Below are 17,323 nucleotides of genomic sequence, written 5' to 3' on the forward strand. Positions count from 1 at the left end.
GTATAAATGAAGGGGATGAAACTATAAAAATTATGGAGAACTATTTAGAGAAAGAAGTTCTAATAAATATGCAAAAAAATGAAAATGGGTATATATATAAGATTACTTTTTAGGAGGTATTTATGAAAAAGCTATTCCTAGTAATATCCTTAGTATTACTCTCTCTTATGTTAATTGTTCAAGGTTATTTTATAAAAACTTATGATTTTACTAATAATATTAAGAATAAAAATATTACTTCTAAAGAGACAGAAAAAGAGACCATAGATATTAGTAATATAGACTTTAATATTTTAGAGCCTACATTTATTCTAAAGGAAATGGAGAAGAATAAGGAGTATGTTAATTTATGTTATAATGTTAGAGGAGATTTAAAGGATATAAATGAAGGAGTGAAGTACTTTTCTAAGTTTAACGGTAGGGTAGAAGAGTTAAATGGACATAGACAAGAGGATAATAGTTTTAGTGGAGAGATAGTAATTAGAATAGATAGGGTGATTTAATGAAGAACATAATTTTAATTGGTATGAGTGGATGTGGAAAGACCACTGTAGGTAAAGCTTTAAGTGAAAACCTAGGGATGAAATTTATGGATACTGATGATGAAATAGAAAAGAAAGAAGGAATCTCTACAAGTAATATATTTAAATTAAAAGGGGAAAAATACTTTAGAAAGGTAGAGAAAAACCTAATAGAAGAAATAAGTGCTTTAGAAAATACAGTAATAGCCACAGGAGGGGGAATGGCTGTATTTGAAGATAATATTAATAAATTAAATGAAATAGGGTATACTATATTTCTAAGAGTTAAAGAAGAAGTTTTTTTAGAGAGAATATTAGAAGATAGAAAAAGACCCTTAGCTATGAAGGGGAGAGAGTATTTAATTGAGCTATATTTATCTAGAGTAGATAAGTATTTAAAAGCACATAAAATAGTAGATTGTGAAAATAAAGACATAGATTTTATAGTTAATGAAATAATAAAAATCTTAGGAAAATAACATTGTTCTAGATATACATATATGTTATTTTATAAACATTTTTTAGATTAGTATAACTTAAATTAGAAATCATATATATTAATCTAGAAATATAAAATACTAAGGATAATAAAAGCAATCTTTGGTATTTAATTGCCTGAAAAGGTTATAATATAAATGAATTATAGATTTTTGGAGGGATACTTGAATGATATCAGCAGGAGATTTAAGAAAAGGTAATACTTTTGAATTAGATGGACAAGTGTTCACAGTAGTGGATTTCTTACATGTAAAACCAGGAAAGGGAGCTGCTTTTGTTAGAACTAAACTTAGAAATGTTAAATCAGGAGGAGTTACAGATAGAACTTTTAACCCAACTGAAAAATTACAAGAAGCTGTTATAGAAAGAAAAGAAATGCAATACTTATATTCTGATGGAGAGTTATACTACTTCATGGATCAAGAAACTTTTGAGCAAATACCTTTAAACTTTGAAAAGGTAGAGGATGCTATAAAGTTCTTAAAGGAAAATATGTTTGCTATTATAAAGTTTTACAAAGGAGATGCTTTCTCAGTAGAAGCTCCAAACTTTGTTGAACTTCAAATAACAGAAACAGATCCAGGATTTAAAGGTAATACAGCTACAAACACATTAAAGCCAGCTACAGTTGAAACTGGAGCAATAGTTAATGTACCTTTATTTGTAAACGAAGGAGATTCTATAAGAATAGATACAAGAACAGGGGAATATATGGAGAGAGTTTAATCTCTGCTAAAGTAATAATATGCTAAGTTTCTATAAGAAGCTTAGCATATTTTATAAGGAATCTTGTAAATAACTATAAACTATGTAATAAAATTTTGTGTAATATATAGGTGAATTTTTAAAGATACTAGAAGGGATTTTCTTTTAGAAGGTGTTCTTTCAATCATCTGAAGGTTAGATAAGTTAATCTAAGGCGTAGCAGTTGGTAGACATCAGGTAAAATCATTTAAATAGTATAAGCTTAATATATAAATACATTAAAGAAAAGTATTTAATTTTAGATTCCTAATATTAAAGAAAGCAGGTTGTAATTATGAAGGAAATACATAATAGAGTTTCCTATATTAAAGGCCTTATGGAAGGTTTAGAGTTAAACAAGGATAGTAAAGAAGGAAAAATATTTACGGAGATATTAAATCTCATAGAAGAATTAGGAGTAAATATGGAAACATCTTATGGTGATCTTGAGGAATATATAGATTCAGTGGATTCAGAACTATCCCTTGTGAAAAGAGATTACTATGATTTCGATGATGCCATTGAAAACATGGAAGAGGATATGGAAGAGGTTGAAGAAGAATATTCCGAAGTACAGTGCAATAACTGTAATGAGATTATATATGTAGAGAAAAATCTTATGGAAGATGATAATAGGGTACCATGTCCTTGTTGCCAAAATAATATAATATTAAAGTCTAAATAATAGACATCCTAGTAGAAACTAGGATGTCTATTATTTTTTTGAAAAATTAATTTATCTATAAATTAAGGGCACAGAGTTTTTTAAAGAAATCCTTTAATTAATTAAAGGATCTAATTTTTATTTTAAAATTAAAGATTGGTATTAAAACGAAAGTTAGGTAAATATCTTATTTGTAGAGACATATTATATTCAAGAAAGAAAAAAATGTTATTAAATATTTTTAAAAAGTAGTAATATTTTTCCCTTATTTAAAATAAAAATTAGATATGAAGGGAGGTGAAGGCTAGAGAGAACTGCAAAGTTCGTAGCCAGTTTATGAATAAAAACTTTAATGAGGTTTTAGAAATTTTACCAAAGGAGATTCTAGAAAACTTAAAAGGGAGAGATGATTTATCATATCTTCAAGAAATAAGACTTAGAGCCAATAAGCCTTTAACCTTTCAGTTAGGAGAAAAAGAAGTTATAACATCCTATAATGTATCTTCTGAAAATCTTAAAAGTCTTATAAAAAGAATTAGCAATTTTTCAATTTATGCTTTTGAGGAAGAGCTAAGACAAGGATATATAACAATTAAAGGAGGACATAGAGTTGGAATTAGCGGAAGCTGCATTATTGAGAATAATAGTGTAAAGACAATAAAAAATATATCCTCTATAAATATACGTATATGCAGAGAAGTTATAGGATGTGGAAAGAAACTAATGCCCTTTATAGTGAAGAATAAGTCCCTTGAAAACACCATAATAATATCTCCACCTAAGTGTGGTAAGACTACCCTTTTAAGGGATATATGTAGGATTATTTCCAATGGATATGAGAATATAGGAGGAAAGAAAATAAGCTTAATTGATGAAAGAAGTGAAATAGCTGCTTCTTATCTTGGAGTACCTCAATTAGATGTGGGGATAAGAACTGATGTATATGATGGTTGTATTAAAAGTGAAGGAGTTATTATGGCAATAAGAGCATTATCTCCAGATATTATAATATGCGATGAAATAGGAATAGAAAAAGATATGGAAAGTATAGTTCTTGCCATGAATTCAGGAGTAAATGTTATAACTACTATTCATGGATATGGGGTAGAGGATTTATTTAGAAGAAAAGTTTTTTTAAATCTTATAGATAACAAAGTATTTAAAAAAGCCATAGTTTTAAGTAATAGACGAGGCATATCCACCATAGAGTATGTTTATGATATGGACAGTAATAAAGTAGTATGGGGTGAAAAAAATGATTTTTAGGATAATAGGCTTTTCCCTAATATTAATTGGTTGTACCTTAGGAGGATTCATATATGGGCAGAGTTTTTTAAAGAGGGAAGAAGAGCTTAAAGATTTAGAAAGAGCATTAGTTGATCTTGAAAATGAAATATTATACATACAAGAGCCCCTTCCTTATGCATTTCTATCCATAGGAGAAAAAAACAAGGGAAATATAAAAAATATATTTATATTTGCAGCTACTCTTCTTTCAAATGGAGAAGTGGATGGGGTATATGAGGCTCTATATAAATCTTTAGAGAAGTACAAAGATTTTTTATCTTTAAATAAAGGAGATAAAAACATACTATTAAATCTTTCTAAAAATCTAGGGACAATAGATAGGGAGGGACATAAAAAAATATTTTCCTTAACTAGTAGTGAGCTAAAAGTTAGAATAAGAGAGGCTCATGAGGAGGCACTGAAAAGCTCAAAAATGTATAGAGCCCTCGGTGTTTCAATAGGCCTTACCATTGTAATTTTCCTAATATAATAAATCTAAATAAGGGGGAGAGTATATGCTTGATTACAATATGCTTTTTAAAATAGGTGGAATAGGAATAGTGCTTTTAATATTAGAAAAAGTTTTAAAAAGTAGTGGAAAAGATGATGTGGCAACTATGACAAATATTGCAGGTATTGTAATTATATTAATTATGATAATAACAATGATTGCAAAACTTTTTGATTCTGTAAAGACCATGTTTATGTTCTAGGTGAAGCCATGGAAATACTTAAGATTGCTGGTTTTATTCTAATAGCACTATTTCTTATAATTCTTATGAAGAATGCTAAAAGAGATGATTTAGGGATTCAGATATCCATTGTGGTATCTATTATGATACTTATATTTTTAACTCCTAAAATTAATGGAATAATTAATTTTTTAAACAATATGTCCATTAAAGCTAATATAGATACTATGTATCTTAATACTGTACTGAAAATAATAGGAATAGCTTATATAGCTTCCTTTTGCAGTGATATATGTAAAGACGCTGGAGCAGGAAGCTTAGCATCAAAGGTTGAGCTTTCAGGAAAAGTTCTAATTCTTGTTCTTGCAATACCTATACTTATGGCAGTATTAGATGCAATTCTTAAGATAATGTAGGTGATGAATATGAATATAAAAAGTAAGATACTGATTTTAACAATAGTTTTTATTACTCTTTTTTCCATACCAGCTTATGGGGTTGATGAAGAGAGAAAAAATAACAAAACAGAGGAGGAAAATATTCAATTAGAGGAGGATACTGAGAAGAAAATAGATGATCTTTATAATTATATAACAAATATGAAGTTTGAAGATGAACTATTAAATGAATTGAATCCTAAGGAATTTGTGAAAAGCTATATTGAAGATGGGGAAGGGAATATATCCATTAAAAGTTTTAAGAATGTAATAAAAAAGTTGGTATTTAAAGAAGTAATAGCTACAACAAAACTTATGGTCCTTGTTATAGTAATAGGAACTATTTGTGCATTAATTAAAAACCTTCAAAGTGCATTTAATAATGAAAGTTTATCCAATATAGCATATTTTGCGTGTTATGCTTTGCTTATAATAGTTCTTTCTAAAAGTTTTTTATTAGCTTTAGACTTAGTAAAGACCACTATAACAGATATAACTAACTTTATGGCAGCCTTGATCCCTGTATTATTCATGCTACTTTTATCTGTAGGAGGAATAACTGAGGCCGCTACCATGGATCCTATAGTCCTTGGAGCAGTAAATATAGCACCAAGGATATATATAGATTTTATAATACCTCTTATACTTATGGTTTTTGTTCTTCAATTTGTAAATAACATCTCTAAAGATTATAAAATATCAAAGCTTGCAAAGCTCATGAAGCAAGTAGTTTTAATAAGTCAAGGTATCCTTATGACTATATTTATAGGGGTTCTTGGCATAAGGGGAATTACTGCTACCACTTTAGATGCAGTAACAGCTAAAACTGCTAAATTTGCAGTGGACAACTTTATCCCTATAGTTGGGAAGGCTTTATCAGATGCCATAGCTACTGTTGCAGGTTACTCACTTATATTAAAAAATGCACTAAGTACCATAGGCTTTATTATACTAATTCTTATAATACTGGCCCCGATAGTTAAGATTTTCCTAATGGCTATGTTATATAAGTTAACAGGAGCATTACTAGAGCCTATAAGCGATGAGCGTATAGTAAATTGCATAACTTCTGCTGGAGAGTCATTAATATTAATAATGTCTTGTGTTATAAGCCTATCAGTAATGTTTTTTGTAATGATTGCCATAATGGCCTCGGCAGGGAAATTCATAATAGGAGCATGAAGATATGAGTATATTAAAGGAATGGATAACCAGTATTTGTGTAACAGTAATTTTTATAACTGCAGTGGAGCTAATTTTACCTGATAATTCCATGAAGAAATATAGTCGATTTGTTCTAGGATTAATTCTAATGACAGTGATAATAAATCCAATACTTAAGGTTTTTACTGGAAGCAATGTAGATATAAAGAATTATTTAAATAGTTATGACAGTATTTTAGAAGAAAAGTCTCTATCTAAAGAGGCGTATAAGGAGAAGAATATAGCTACAACTCTTAAGAATTTTGAAAATAATATAGCGAAATCTTGTGAAAAACTGCTTAAGGATAAATATCCTAAGGATAATTTTGAAGTTAGTGTAAAAGGAGGATATAAAGAGGAAAGTTTTTACATTGAAAACATTAACATAGGCTTAGGGAAAAATACTTCAATTAAACCTATAAAAAAAGTTCATATAAGTGCAGATACTCCCTTAGAGAAAGAGGGAGTAGAGTATGGAGAAAAGGAAAAAGGAATAATTACTTATGTAAGTAATAGTTTAAATATAAGTGAAAAAAATATAACACTATATAAAATAGATGGTAAATAGGGGGAAAGTTTATGGATTTAAAAAAATTCCTAAAAACTTTAGAGAGCAAAGGACTAAAGAAAAACTTTTACAATATATTAATTGTATTATTGGTAGGTATATTAGTGCTTATGATTGGTAGCTTTTTTAATTCTAATACTAATACTAAGGGGGTAGCTGCCACACCAGAGAATGTAGAGAATAAGGAGGTGAGTAAGGATGAAAATTTAAGTACTTATGAACAAACACAAAAGAATCAACTTAAATATATATTAAGCAATATAAGTGGAATTGGAAAAGTAGAAGTTATGATTTCCTTTGAAGGTAGTACTGAACATGTTCCTGCTATGGATAATAATAACTCTATTAGTAAAACAGAGGAGAAGGATACTTCAGGAGGAACCAGAGTTAATACTCAAAATAATAATGGAAATAAAGTTGTGATAACAAATGATGGAAAAAATAATGAGCCTTTTATATTAAAAACATTAAATCCAAAGGTTTCAGGAGTAGTTATAGTAGCTGAAGGAGCAGAGAATAAAGAGCTTCAATATAAGATAACAAAAACTGTATCAGCTTTATATAATATTCCAGAGCATAAAGTTAATGTATATTCCATGAAAAAGTAGCATATATTTTTAAAGAGAAAAAGATGGGAGGAGATTGTATGAATAAAAAGCAAGCAGGTATAATTTTAGCGTTACTTGCACTAATTGTACTAGCGGGGGTATCAGCAGCAAAGATTAATGGACCAGTAGATCAGATAGCAGGAAATGAGTGGAACATAGGTAAACCCGCAGCTAATCTAGGAGAAGATAAGGATGATGAGGACTTCTTTACTAATGCAAGACTTGAGAAAGATAAGAGGGACTCTAAGAAAGAGCAAGATTTCTCAAACATATCTAACAACCAAAATGTATCTAAGGAAAAAAGAGATGAGGCTGCTAGTAATCAAAAGGTTCTTGCAGAAAAAAGAAGTCAAGAAAGTAGTATAGAATTAGCTTTAAAGAGTAAAGGATTTAATGATGTTTTATGTTTAATACAAGATGATAAAAGTGGAGTTAATATAATAGTTAAAAATAAGGAACAGCTTGATGAAAAACAAAGAAAACAAATTCAGGACACTGTAGTAGGTACCAGCAAAATTAAAAATGTGGAAATAGAAACAAGAGAATAACTAATTGTAAAATATAAAGATATTTGATATAATGAACCTAAGATTAGCAAGTTTTGCTATGCAAATGCAGGAGGGTTGTTCTATGGATGAATTAAACAGGGACGATTACAATATAGGAATTGTTAAAATATCTGATGAGGTAATAAGCGTTATAGCCGCCATAGCAGCTTCAGAGATAAAAGGTGTTGTTGGTATGAATCCAGGCCTTACAGGTGGAATTACCCAATTATTAACTGGTAAAAAAAGCAGCACTAAGGGTGTTAAGGTAACTGTAGAAGAGGAAAGCACATCTATTGAGATGGCTATTGGGGTAGATTATGGTATAAATATTCCTGAAGTAGTAAATGCAGTTCAAGATAATGTTAAAAAAACTGTGGAAGCTATGACAGGTTTAAAGGTATCTAGTGTGAATATATTTGTTCAACATATAGTTGTTCAGAAAATAGCAGCTAATAATGATAAGTAATTTATAAACACCCTCTTTATAAAGAGGGTGTTTAATTGATTCTAGAAAATTTTCAGGAAAAATAAGTATATTTTGAAATAAATTTCGTTGATAATATAAATAATATAGTATAATTTTATATATGAAATTTATAATACATATTTGTAGGAGGAAACCATGAATAGAAAGAGATCAAGAGAAGTAGCAATGGAGCTTTTATTTGAAAATGCAATAAAAAAAGAGGAACCAATAGACCTTATAGAGAATTTTAAAGAGAATACAGATTATAATATAAATGATTTGGATATGGTATATATAAATAAGGTAATCTATGGAGTTAATAAAAATATAAAAGAAATTGATGAGAATATAGAAAAGCATCTAGTTAATTGGAAAATTCAAAGAATTTCTAAAGTAAATCTTTCTATATTAAGATTATGTACATACGAAATATTATTTGAAGAAGATATACCTTTTAAAGTAGCTATAAATGAAGGAGTAGAGCTTGGAAAAAAATATTCTGATGAGTCCTCTATTAAATTTATTAATGGAGTTCTTGATAAAATAGCAAAAAATAATTAAAAGGAGGATCACAATGGGAGAGGTTATTAGTGGAAAGATTATAGCAGAAGAAATAAGAGGGGAACTAAAGAGAACCATTGAAGAAGCAAAGAATAAAGGGTATAGGGTACCTTGTCTTGTTACAATTTTAGTTGGAAATGATGGAGGATCTATATACTATCTAAATAACCAAAGAAAACTTTGTGAAAAGCTAGGTTTAGAGAGTAAGGCTATATTCTTAGAGGAAAACGTAAAGGAAGAGGAATTAATAGACTTAATTAAAAAATTAAATGAGGATAAAACTGTTGATGGAATAATGCTTCAACTACCACTTCCTAAAGGTTTTAATGAGGCTCTAATAACTAATTCTATTTCTCCTAAAAAAGATGTAGATGGATTAACAGATTATAATAACGGCAAATTCTATAAGGGACAAGAGGCTTTTGTTCCATGTACTCCAAGAAGTGTTCTTCATCTTATAAAGAGTACAGGAATAGATATTAAAGGAAAAAATGCAGTTGTTATAGGAAGAAGTAACATAGTTGGAAAGCCAGTATCTCAACTTCTTTTAAATGAGAATGCAACTATAACTATATGCCATTCAAGAACACAAAATATGAAGGAGATATGTAAAAATGCAGACATTCTTGTGGTTGCTATAGGCAGACCTCATTTTGTGGATGATTCTTTTGTGAAAGAAGGGGCAATAGTAATAGATGTAGGAACCTCCTCAGTAGATGGAAAGATCACAGGGGATGTAGATTTTGAAAAGGTAATTAATAAAGCAGGATATTTAACACCAGTACCAGGAGGGGTTGGTGCAGTAACCACAACCCTTTTAATAAAGAATACATGTGAGGCATGGGAGAAGAATGTATATTAAAACTTTAACTGTTTCAGCTTTAAATAATTATATTAAAAGAATAATAGATAGTGATATTATTCTTAATAATGTATCCATAAAAGGAGAAATTTCAAACTTTAAGCTTCATAGTAGTGGTCATATGTACTTTTCTTTAAAGGATGATTTATCTAAGATAAATTGTGTTATGTTTAAAGATAGGGCAAAAGGTGTGAATTTTACTATTGAAGAGGGAATGAAGGTTGAAATTAAGGGAAGAGTAGGAACTTATACTAAAGAGGGAAGCTATCAGTTATATTGTGATGAAATAAAAAAAGAAGGGCTTGGAGACTTGTACCAAGCCTTCTTAAAACTAAAGGATAATCTAAAAATAAAGGGGCTTATGGAAGAGGAGCATAAAAAGCCTCTTCCTCTTTACCCTAGAAGAGTAGGGGTAATAACTTCTCCGACGGGAGCGGCAATTAGGGACATAATAAATGTTACAAAGAGAAGAAATAAGTCAATGTCTCTACTTATTTATCCATCTCTCGTTCAAGGAAAAGACGCCAGTGAGAATATAATACAGGGGATCAAAGCCTTAAATAAAATTAAGGATATAGATGTAATAGTACTTGCTAGAGGAGGAGGATCTATAGAGGAACTATGGGCCTTTAACGATGAGAAATTAGCCTATGCTATTTTTAATTCAAAAATTCCTATAGTAACAGGAATAGGACATGAGACAGATTTTACTATTGCAGATTTTGTAAGTGATAGAAGAGCCCCAACACCATCTGCTGCTGCTGAAATAGTGGTTCCTTCATTAGATAGTTTAAATAATGAAATAGATGGTACACGAGATATATTAAAAGATAAAATTTTAAATATATTAAAGGATAAAAAGTTTAATTTAGATTTATTAAAAAGAAACTTAGACTATAATAGTCCTAAAAATTATTTAATCAATGAATACGAAAATTTAATAAGACTTAAACAGTCTTTAAATTCACTAATGCTTAGAAATATAGATTATGAGAAAAATAAGATAAATAATTTAAACTCTCTTCTTATGGCACATAACCCACTAAATATATTAAATAAAGGGTATGCTATAATAAAAAGTGAGGAAAATGTTCTTACATCTAAAGAAGACTTTAAGGAAGATATTGATATAAACATAGTTCTAAAGGATGGAGAAATTAAAGGAACATTTATATCTAAGTAAAAGCCTATTAGGAGGATTTTATGGCTAAGAAAAGTGAAAATTATGAGGTGCTTTTAAATAAGCTTAAAGATATTGTAAATGGAATGGAAAATAATGAGCAACCTCTTGAGGAGTCCATGAAAAGCTATGAAGAAGGGGTAAAGCTTTGTAATAAATTATATACCATATTGAATAATATGGAAGGGAAAATAAATGTTTTAAATAATGATAATGAAGAGGTTTTTGGTGAGGAGTTATGATTAATTTAGAATGCTTAAAAGAAGACATTGATAAGTGTATTGATAGCTATTTTAAGGGGAACAATAATTATAATAAGCTTATATATGATTCTATGGGCTATAGTATGAGGATTGGAGGAAAGAGAATAAGACCAATGCTTTTACTTTTATCTTATAGTTTATATAATGATAACTATAAAGATATAATGCCTATGGCAATTTCTATGGAAATGATACATACCTACTCTTTAATTCATGATGATCTTCCAGCCATGGATAATGATGATCTAAGAAGAGGAAAGCCAACTAATCATAAGGTTTATGGTGAAGCAATTGCAGTGCTTTCTGGAGATGGACTTTTAAATGAGGCCATGAATATTTTATTTCAGATGGGATTAAAATATGGAGAGAAGGCTTTAAAGGCAGGATACCTAATAAGTGAGAGTTCAGGGGTAGAGGGAATGATAGGAGGTCAAGTTGTAGATATATTAAGTGAAGGCAAAAATATTGACCTTGATGAACTTTTATATATGCATAAGAATAAAACAGGAGCTCTTATAAAAGCTTCAATATTATCTGGAGCCATTATGGGAGAGGCTAAGGAAGATGATCTTAAAATCTTAGATTCCTTCGGGGAAAAGCTTGGCCTTGCATTTCAAATCAAGGATGATATTTTAGATATAACTGGTGATACAAATACTTTAGGAAAAACAGCTAACAGTGACATAAATAATCAAAAAAGTAATTTCATAACTTTTTTTGGTTTAGATGAATGTATAAAAAAGTGTAGTGACCTTACAAATCAATGTATAGAAGATCTTAAAAGCTTAAATGGGGATACAAAAGAAATGGAAAGACTTACGAAGATGCTTTTAGAAAGAAATTTCTAAAATTATAAAGAAAAGGATAGGAGTCATATGTATAAAGTATTAGATAGATATAAAAGTCCTAGTGATATAAAGTTAATGTCTTCAAATGAGCTTCAGGACTTATCGGAGGATATAAGAAAATTTTTGATACATAGCCTTTCTAAGACTGGAGGACATCTAGCATCTAATCTTGGAGTTGTAGAACTTACTATAAGCCTTTACAAGGTTTTTAATATAGAAGAAGATAAGATTATATGGGATGTAGGACATCAAAGCTATGTACATAAAATTCTTACAGGAAGAAGAGAACAATTTAGTAGTCTTAAAAAATTTCAAGGATTAAGTGGTTTTCCAAAAAGGTGTGAAAGTAAATATGATTGCTTTGAAACAGGTCATAGTAGTACTTCCATATCTGCGGGACTGGGAATTTCAAGGGCTAGAGATATAAAAAAACAAGATTTTAATGTGATTTCTGTAATAGGAGATGGGGCCCTTACGGGAGGTATGGCTCTAGAGGCTTTAAATGATTTAGGATTTAATAAGACAAAGATGATAGTTATATTAAATGACAATCAAATGTCTATATCACAAAATGTAGGAGGACTTTCAAGCTACTTTAGTAAGCTTAGAATGGATCCTGGTTATAGAAAGATAAAAAATGATTTTAATAATACCTTAGAGAAAGTTGTATTTGGTAAGAATATTGTATCTTCTTTAAATAAGATAAAAGATGGTATAAAGCAAATGATAATGCCAGGTATGCTCTTTGAAGAGATGGGAATAAAATATTTAGGACCTATAGATGGTCATAATATAAAAGAGGTCAGTGAAGTTCTTTCAGCAGCAAAGGAGATAGATGGACCAGTTATAATTCATACATTAACTCAAAAGGGTAAAGGATATGAGGTTGCAGAAGAAAATCCTAATAAGTATCATGGAGTAGGTCCTTTTGATTGTGAAAGTGGAGAGATTTTAGGTAAAAGCAGTGGAAAAACTTATTCATCTGCTTTTGGAGAAGAGATGATAAGTATAGCTGAAAAAGACAATAGAGTTGTAGCTATAACAGCTGCTATGCCAGATGGTACTGGACTTAAAAACTTTTCTAAAATATATAAAGATAGATTTTTTGACGTAGGAATAGCAGAGCAACATGGGGCTACTTTAGCTGCTGGACTTGCAAGTGAGGGAATGAAACCAGTTTTTGCTGTATATTCAACATTCCTTCAAAGGGCTTATGATCAAGTTATTCATGATGTGTGTATACAGAATTTACCTGTGGTTTTCGCCATAGATAGGGCTGGTATTGTAGGGGAAGATGGAGAAACTCATCAAGGAGTATTTGATATATCTTATTTAAACCCAGTACCGAATATTACTATAATGGCTCCTAAATGTGTGGAAGAGTTAAAAGGAATGTTAAATTGGGCCATAGACTATAATGAAGGACCAATAGCTATAAGATATCCTAGAGGAGGAGATCTTAAAGACATGGATTTATCTCCTATGAAAGTCATATCTAAGGGAAAATGGGAAGTCATAGATGAAGGAGAGAATATAGCTATAATATCTACAGGAAAGATGGTACAGCATGCTATTCTAGCAAAGAGGATATTAAATAGTAAAGGAATTAATCCTATGATTATAAATGCTTCCTTTATAAAACCATTAGATTATAATATGATAAAAGATTTAAGTGAAAAAAATTATAATATAATAACTATAGAAGATAATGTAATAGCAGGGGGACTTGGTGAAAGTATCTTAAGCTATATAAACAAAGTAAATGGAAAAGTTAACATAAAAAACTTAGGTTTTACTGATAAGTTTGTTCCTCATGGAGATTTAGATAACCTTTATAGAATGTTTAATCTTCATCCAGAGGGAATAGCAGAAGAGATTTTAAAAACCATAGAATAAGGAGATTACAATGGCAGAATCAAAGGAAAGATTAGATATACTTTTAGTTGAGAAGGGTATATTTTCTTCAAGAGAAAAAGCAAAGGCAGGTATAATGTCCGGAAAGGTCTTTGTAGATGATATAAGAGTAGATAAGTCTGGAGAAAAGGTTAGTAGGGATGCTAATATAGAATTTAGAGGAGAAACTCTGCCCTATGTCAGTCGTGGTGGACTAAAGCTTGAAAAAGCTATAAATAAATTTAATATAGAACTAAAGGATAAGGTATGCATGGATATTGGAGCGTCAACTGGAGGATTTACAGACTGTATGCTCCAGAATCATGCAAGAAAAGTTTTTTCAGTAGATGTTGGATATGGACAATTTGCTTGGAAGCTTAGAACAGATCCAAGGGTTGTATGCATGGAGAGAACCAATATAAGATATGTAGAAAAGGAGCAGCTTGGAGAAGAAATAGATTTTGCTAGCATAGATGTATCCTTCATATCTTTAAAAAAGGTGGTTCCAGTAGTTTTAAATTTTCTTAAAGAAAATGGAGAGGTTGTTGCTTTAATAAAACCTCAATTTGAAGCAGGAAGAGAAAAGGTAGGAAAAAAAGGAGTGGTAAGGGAGGCCTCCACTCATAAGGAAGTAATAAATAATATAATTGAATTTTTAATAACTGAAAAAGTTAAAGTTATTGATGTAGATTATTCTCCAATAAAGGGCCCAGAGGGTAATAGAGAGTTTTTAGTTTATTTTACAAAGAATGAACAGTATATAAGTAATTTTACCATGGATAGAATTGACCAGGTGGTGGAATTATCCCATAAGGAACTCTAATTTTATAAATGGTTGGTGAAAATTATGAAAAATATTGGCTTGAATATAAATACTTCAAAGGATAAGGATGGAAAGATTTTAGATGAAATCTTAAAAATAATAAATACTCATATGGAGTGTAATGTAGTTATTTTTAAGGATTCTAAGAATCTAGAAAATCAATCATCAAAAGATTTAGATTTTATAATATCTTTAGGTGGAGATGGTACAATGCTCAGTACATCTAGAGAGGTAAGTAGATTTAATATTCCTATACTAGGAGTAAATATAGGAACATTAGGATTTTTAACTGCTGTAGAGGTATCAGGATTCACGGAAGCAATAAAAAGAATTGCTAACAATGAGTTTTCCATAGAAAAAAGAACAATGCTAAGCTGTAAATTTAAAAAGAATAACCATATTTTTTCTTTTAACGCTTTAAATGATATAGTAATAGCAAAGGGAACCTTATCTAGAATGATAAGACATGATATAGAAGTAAATAATGTTTTTTATGGATCATTTATGGCTGATGGGGTAATAATATCCACTCCTACAGGATCTACAGCTTATTCCTTATCTGCAGGAGGTCCAATCATTTTCCCAACCTTAGATGTCCTTGAGCTTACGCCAATATGTCCACATACCCAAGGAATAAAGCCTTTAATACTTCCAGCAAAGGATGTATTAAACATAAAGGTTAAGAAAGGAAACGAAAGTGTCTTTCTTACAGTGGATGGACAAGAGGCTACTAAACTTGATGGCATAGAAGAGATTAGCATAACCAAAAGTAAAAATTATTGTCAACTTATTAGATTAAATGACTATGACTATTTTTCCATATTAAGAAACAAAATATTATGGAGAACAATGGAATGTGCAGGTGATAAAAATTGAAATCAATAAGGCATAAAAAGATTTTAGAGATAATAAATTCTAAAGATATTGAAACACAAGAAGAACTTGCAGAGGAATTAAAAGCTTCTGGTTTTGATGTAACTCAAGCTACAGTGTCAAGAGATATAAAAAATTTAAAACTGGCAAAGGTTCTTGCACCTAATGGTAAGTATAAGTATGTCACTGTAGAAAAGGATATTAAAGACTTTTCTAGTAAGCTTGTAAATATATTTTCTAACACTGTGCTTAATGCTGAGTGTGTAGATAATTTTGTTGTTATTAAAACCATATCAGGAGCGGCAGGAGGAGCAGCGGAAGCATTGGACATATTGAATCCTGTAGAGATAGCGGGAACTATAGCAGGAGATAATACAATATTTATTCTTACAAGGAATAAGGAAAAGGCACAAGAATTAGTAGAAAAAATTAATCAAATGATAGAATAAATATATTTTAAGGTGGGGAAAAAATGCTACTTCAACTAAATATAAATAATTTTGCATTAATAGAACACCTTTCTCTTAATTTTGAACAGGGTTTCAATATACTTTCAGGAGAAACAGGATCAGGTAAATCTATATTAATAGATGCAGTTAATTATGTTTTAGGTGGTAAATTTAATAAGGATCTTATAAGAACAGGAGAGACAAAAACTTTTGTAGAGGCCATTTTTGCCATTAAGAATAGTAAAACAGAAGAAATATTAAAAGAATTAGAAGTGGATTATGAAGATTTAGTTATAATAAGTAGAGAATCTTTTCAAAGTGGTAAAAGTGTTGTAAAAGTAAATGGTAAGTCTCTAATGGTCTCTAAGCTAAAGAATATATCAGAGACATTATTAGATATACATGGCCAGCATGAAAATCAAAATCTTTTAGATAGTAGTAATCATATAAACTATTTAGATTATTATGGAATAGATAAGATTAAAGATATTAGATATAAATATGATGAAGTATATAGTAAGTATATAGAAATAAACAATAAGATATATAGATGTAAAGACAATAAAGATATAGAGAAGCTTTCAAGTTATTTAAAATATCAGATTGAGGATATTGAGGAAGGAAAACTAGTTCAAGGAGAAGAAGAGGAACTTGAAGAAAAGTTTAATATTCTTACCCATGCAGAAAAAATAAGTTTTGCACTTAATAATTCTTATAGATTATTATATGATACTAGAGATGATAATAACTCCATTTACGATTCAACAAATATGGTTTTAAAGGATATAAGGTCTGTAGAAAATCATGTAGACAAGGTTAAAGTTTTAGGAGATACCATAGAAAATATATACTTTACCCTTCAAGAGGTAATAGGAGAGATAAGAGATTTAAAGGATTCTATAGTATATGATGAAGATGAATTAGAAAGAATAAATAGAAGAATATATATTATAGGTGGGTATAAAAAGAAGTATGGAAAAAATTCCATAAGGGAACTAATACAATATAAAAAGGAACTAGAAGATCAGTACGAAGAACTAGTTAATAGTGAAGAGATAATCAAAAAGTTAGAAGAAGAGAAGAAATTAATAGAAGAAAAATTAAGAAGAATAGGATTAGAACTTCATAAGAAAAGAGAAGATTTTTCTAAGATTTTAAAGAATAATATAACTAATGAACTGAAGTATATAGGTCTTGAAAAGAGTAACTTTGTTATAGATGTAGAATTAGTAGATGAGATTAAAAGCAATGGATGTTCAAGGGTTCAGTTTTTAATATCTACAAATCCAGGAGAGCCAATTAAAGCCTTAGAAAAAGTGGTGTCTGGAGGAGAGC

23 protein-coding genes are annotated in these 17,323 nt (G+C 29.7%); all 23 read left to right on the plus strand.

The window, feature by feature from the left end; genetic code table 11:
• The first annotated feature begins 122 nt into the window (after nucleotides 1-122).
• Nucleotides 123-503: a hypothetical protein gene (locus AB2369_RS04105; protein WP_367665207.1), complete on the plus strand. Its 381-nt coding sequence runs from the start codon at nucleotides 123-125 to the stop codon at nucleotides 501-503.
• Nucleotides 503-1,000: a shikimate kinase gene (locus AB2369_RS04110; protein ID WP_367665208.1), complete on the plus strand. Its 498-nt coding sequence runs from the start codon at nucleotides 503-505 to the stop codon at nucleotides 998-1,000. The genes AB2369_RS04105 and AB2369_RS04110 overlap by 1 nt, the downstream gene beginning before the upstream one ends.
• Before the next feature lie 187 nt (nucleotides 1,001-1,187).
• Entirely contained in the window at nucleotides 1,188-1,745 is a 558-nt protein-coding gene (efp, locus tag AB2369_RS04115; protein WP_367665209.1) for an elongation factor P, read from the plus strand.
• 313 nt (nucleotides 1,746-2,058) lie between these two features.
• The gene (locus tag AB2369_RS04120; protein WP_367665210.1) at nucleotides 2,059-2,448 is read left to right on the plus strand and encodes a CD1247 N-terminal domain-containing protein; all 390 of its coding nucleotides are present in this window, start codon (nucleotides 2,059-2,061) and stop codon (nucleotides 2,446-2,448) included.
• Between the two features lie 276 nt (nucleotides 2,449-2,724).
• Nucleotides 2,725-3,693, plus strand: a complete 969-nt coding sequence (spoIIIAA, locus tag AB2369_RS04125) for a stage III sporulation protein AA (protein WP_367665211.1) — start codon at nucleotides 2,725-2,727, stop codon at nucleotides 3,691-3,693.
• Nucleotides 3,683-4,204 (plus strand): stage III sporulation protein SpoIIIAB, encoded by a 522-nt coding sequence (gene spoIIIAB / locus AB2369_RS04130; RefSeq protein ID WP_367665212.1) that lies wholly within the window; start codon nucleotides 3,683-3,685, stop codon nucleotides 4,202-4,204. The genes spoIIIAA and spoIIIAB overlap by 11 nt, the downstream gene beginning before the upstream one ends.
• A 25-nt stretch (nucleotides 4,205-4,229) precedes the next feature.
• Entirely contained in the window at nucleotides 4,230-4,427 is a 198-nt protein-coding gene (gene spoIIIAC / locus AB2369_RS04135) for a stage III sporulation protein AC (RefSeq protein ID WP_367665213.1), read from the plus strand.
• A gap of 8 nt (nucleotides 4,428-4,435) precedes the next feature.
• Nucleotides 4,436-4,822: a stage III sporulation protein AD gene (gene spoIIIAD, locus AB2369_RS04140; protein ID WP_367665214.1), complete on the plus strand. Its 387-nt coding sequence runs from the start codon at nucleotides 4,436-4,438 to the stop codon at nucleotides 4,820-4,822.
• A gap of 9 nt (nucleotides 4,823-4,831) precedes the next feature.
• Entirely contained in the window at nucleotides 4,832-6,025 is a 1,194-nt protein-coding gene (gene spoIIIAE / locus AB2369_RS04145) for a stage III sporulation protein AE (RefSeq protein ID WP_367665215.1), read from the plus strand.
• A gap of 4 nt (nucleotides 6,026-6,029) precedes the next feature.
• Complete coding sequence (gene spoIIIAF, locus AB2369_RS04150) at nucleotides 6,030-6,614, plus strand: stage III sporulation protein AF (protein WP_367665216.1); 585 nt, start codon at nucleotides 6,030-6,032, stop codon at nucleotides 6,612-6,614.
• A gap of 11 nt (nucleotides 6,615-6,625) precedes the next feature.
• Nucleotides 6,626-7,222 carry a stage III sporulation protein AG gene (gene spoIIIAG, locus AB2369_RS04155; RefSeq protein WP_367665217.1) on the plus strand — a complete coding sequence of 199 codons (597 nt, stop codon included), beginning with the start codon at nucleotides 6,626-6,628 and terminating at the stop codon, nucleotides 7,220-7,222.
• Between the two features lie 38 nt (nucleotides 7,223-7,260).
• Nucleotides 7,261-7,770, plus strand: coding sequence for a SpoIIIAH-like family protein (locus AB2369_RS04160; RefSeq protein WP_367665218.1), 510 nt, complete (start codon nucleotides 7,261-7,263; stop codon nucleotides 7,768-7,770).
• 82 nt (nucleotides 7,771-7,852) lie between these two features.
• Nucleotides 7,853-8,236 carry an Asp23/Gls24 family envelope stress response protein gene (locus AB2369_RS04165; RefSeq protein ID WP_367665219.1) on the plus strand — a complete coding sequence of 128 codons (384 nt, stop codon included), beginning with the start codon at nucleotides 7,853-7,855 and terminating at the stop codon, nucleotides 8,234-8,236.
• 156 nt (nucleotides 8,237-8,392) lie between these two features.
• A complete protein-coding gene (gene nusB / locus AB2369_RS04170; RefSeq protein WP_367665220.1) occupies nucleotides 8,393-8,797 on the plus strand; it encodes a transcription antitermination factor NusB in 405 nt (134 codons plus the stop codon).
• Nucleotides 8,798-8,810: 13 nt separating this feature from the next.
• Nucleotides 8,811-9,659, plus strand: a complete 849-nt coding sequence (locus tag AB2369_RS04175; protein WP_367665221.1) for a bifunctional 5,10-methylenetetrahydrofolate dehydrogenase/5,10-methenyltetrahydrofolate cyclohydrolase — start codon at nucleotides 8,811-8,813, stop codon at nucleotides 9,657-9,659.
• Nucleotides 9,649-10,842 (plus strand): exodeoxyribonuclease VII large subunit, encoded by a 1,194-nt coding sequence (xseA, locus tag AB2369_RS04180; RefSeq protein WP_367665222.1) that lies wholly within the window; start codon nucleotides 9,649-9,651, stop codon nucleotides 10,840-10,842. The genes AB2369_RS04175 and xseA overlap by 11 nt, the downstream gene beginning before the upstream one ends.
• Nucleotides 10,843-10,862: 20 nt before the next feature.
• On the plus strand, nucleotides 10,863-11,081 hold the full coding sequence (locus AB2369_RS04185; protein WP_367665223.1) for an exodeoxyribonuclease VII small subunit: 219 nt from the start codon (nucleotides 10,863-10,865) through the stop codon (nucleotides 11,079-11,081).
• Nucleotides 11,078-11,950 carry a polyprenyl synthetase family protein gene (locus AB2369_RS04190; RefSeq protein ID WP_367665224.1) on the plus strand — a complete coding sequence of 291 codons (873 nt, stop codon included), beginning with the start codon at nucleotides 11,078-11,080 and terminating at the stop codon, nucleotides 11,948-11,950. Before AB2369_RS04185 ends, AB2369_RS04190 begins: the two co-directional genes overlap by 4 nt.
• Before the next feature lie 27 nt (nucleotides 11,951-11,977).
• Entirely contained in the window at nucleotides 11,978-13,846 is a 1,869-nt protein-coding gene (gene dxs, locus AB2369_RS04195) for a 1-deoxy-D-xylulose-5-phosphate synthase (protein WP_367665225.1), read from the plus strand.
• 10 nt (nucleotides 13,847-13,856) lie between these two features.
• Nucleotides 13,857-14,666 carry a TlyA family RNA methyltransferase gene (locus AB2369_RS04200; RefSeq protein WP_367665226.1) on the plus strand — a complete coding sequence of 270 codons (810 nt, stop codon included), beginning with the start codon at nucleotides 13,857-13,859 and terminating at the stop codon, nucleotides 14,664-14,666.
• A gap of 24 nt (nucleotides 14,667-14,690) precedes the next feature.
• Complete coding sequence (locus AB2369_RS04205; protein ID WP_367665227.1) at nucleotides 14,691-15,542, plus strand: NAD(+)/NADH kinase; 852 nt, start codon at nucleotides 14,691-14,693, stop codon at nucleotides 15,540-15,542.
• A complete protein-coding gene (locus AB2369_RS04210; protein WP_367665228.1) occupies nucleotides 15,539-15,988 on the plus strand; it encodes an arginine repressor in 450 nt (149 codons plus the stop codon). The genes AB2369_RS04205 and AB2369_RS04210 overlap by 4 nt, the downstream gene beginning before the upstream one ends.
• Nucleotides 15,989-16,011: 23 nt before the next feature.
• The coding region (locus tag AB2369_RS04215; RefSeq protein WP_367665229.1) for an AAA family ATPase at nucleotides 16,012-17,323 on the plus strand (1,312 nt) is incomplete at its 3' end.

The sequence above is a fragment of the Clostridium sp. genome (assembly GCF_040797585.1).
Classification (GTDB): domain Bacteria; phylum Bacillota; class Clostridia; order Clostridiales; family Clostridiaceae; genus Clostridium_Z.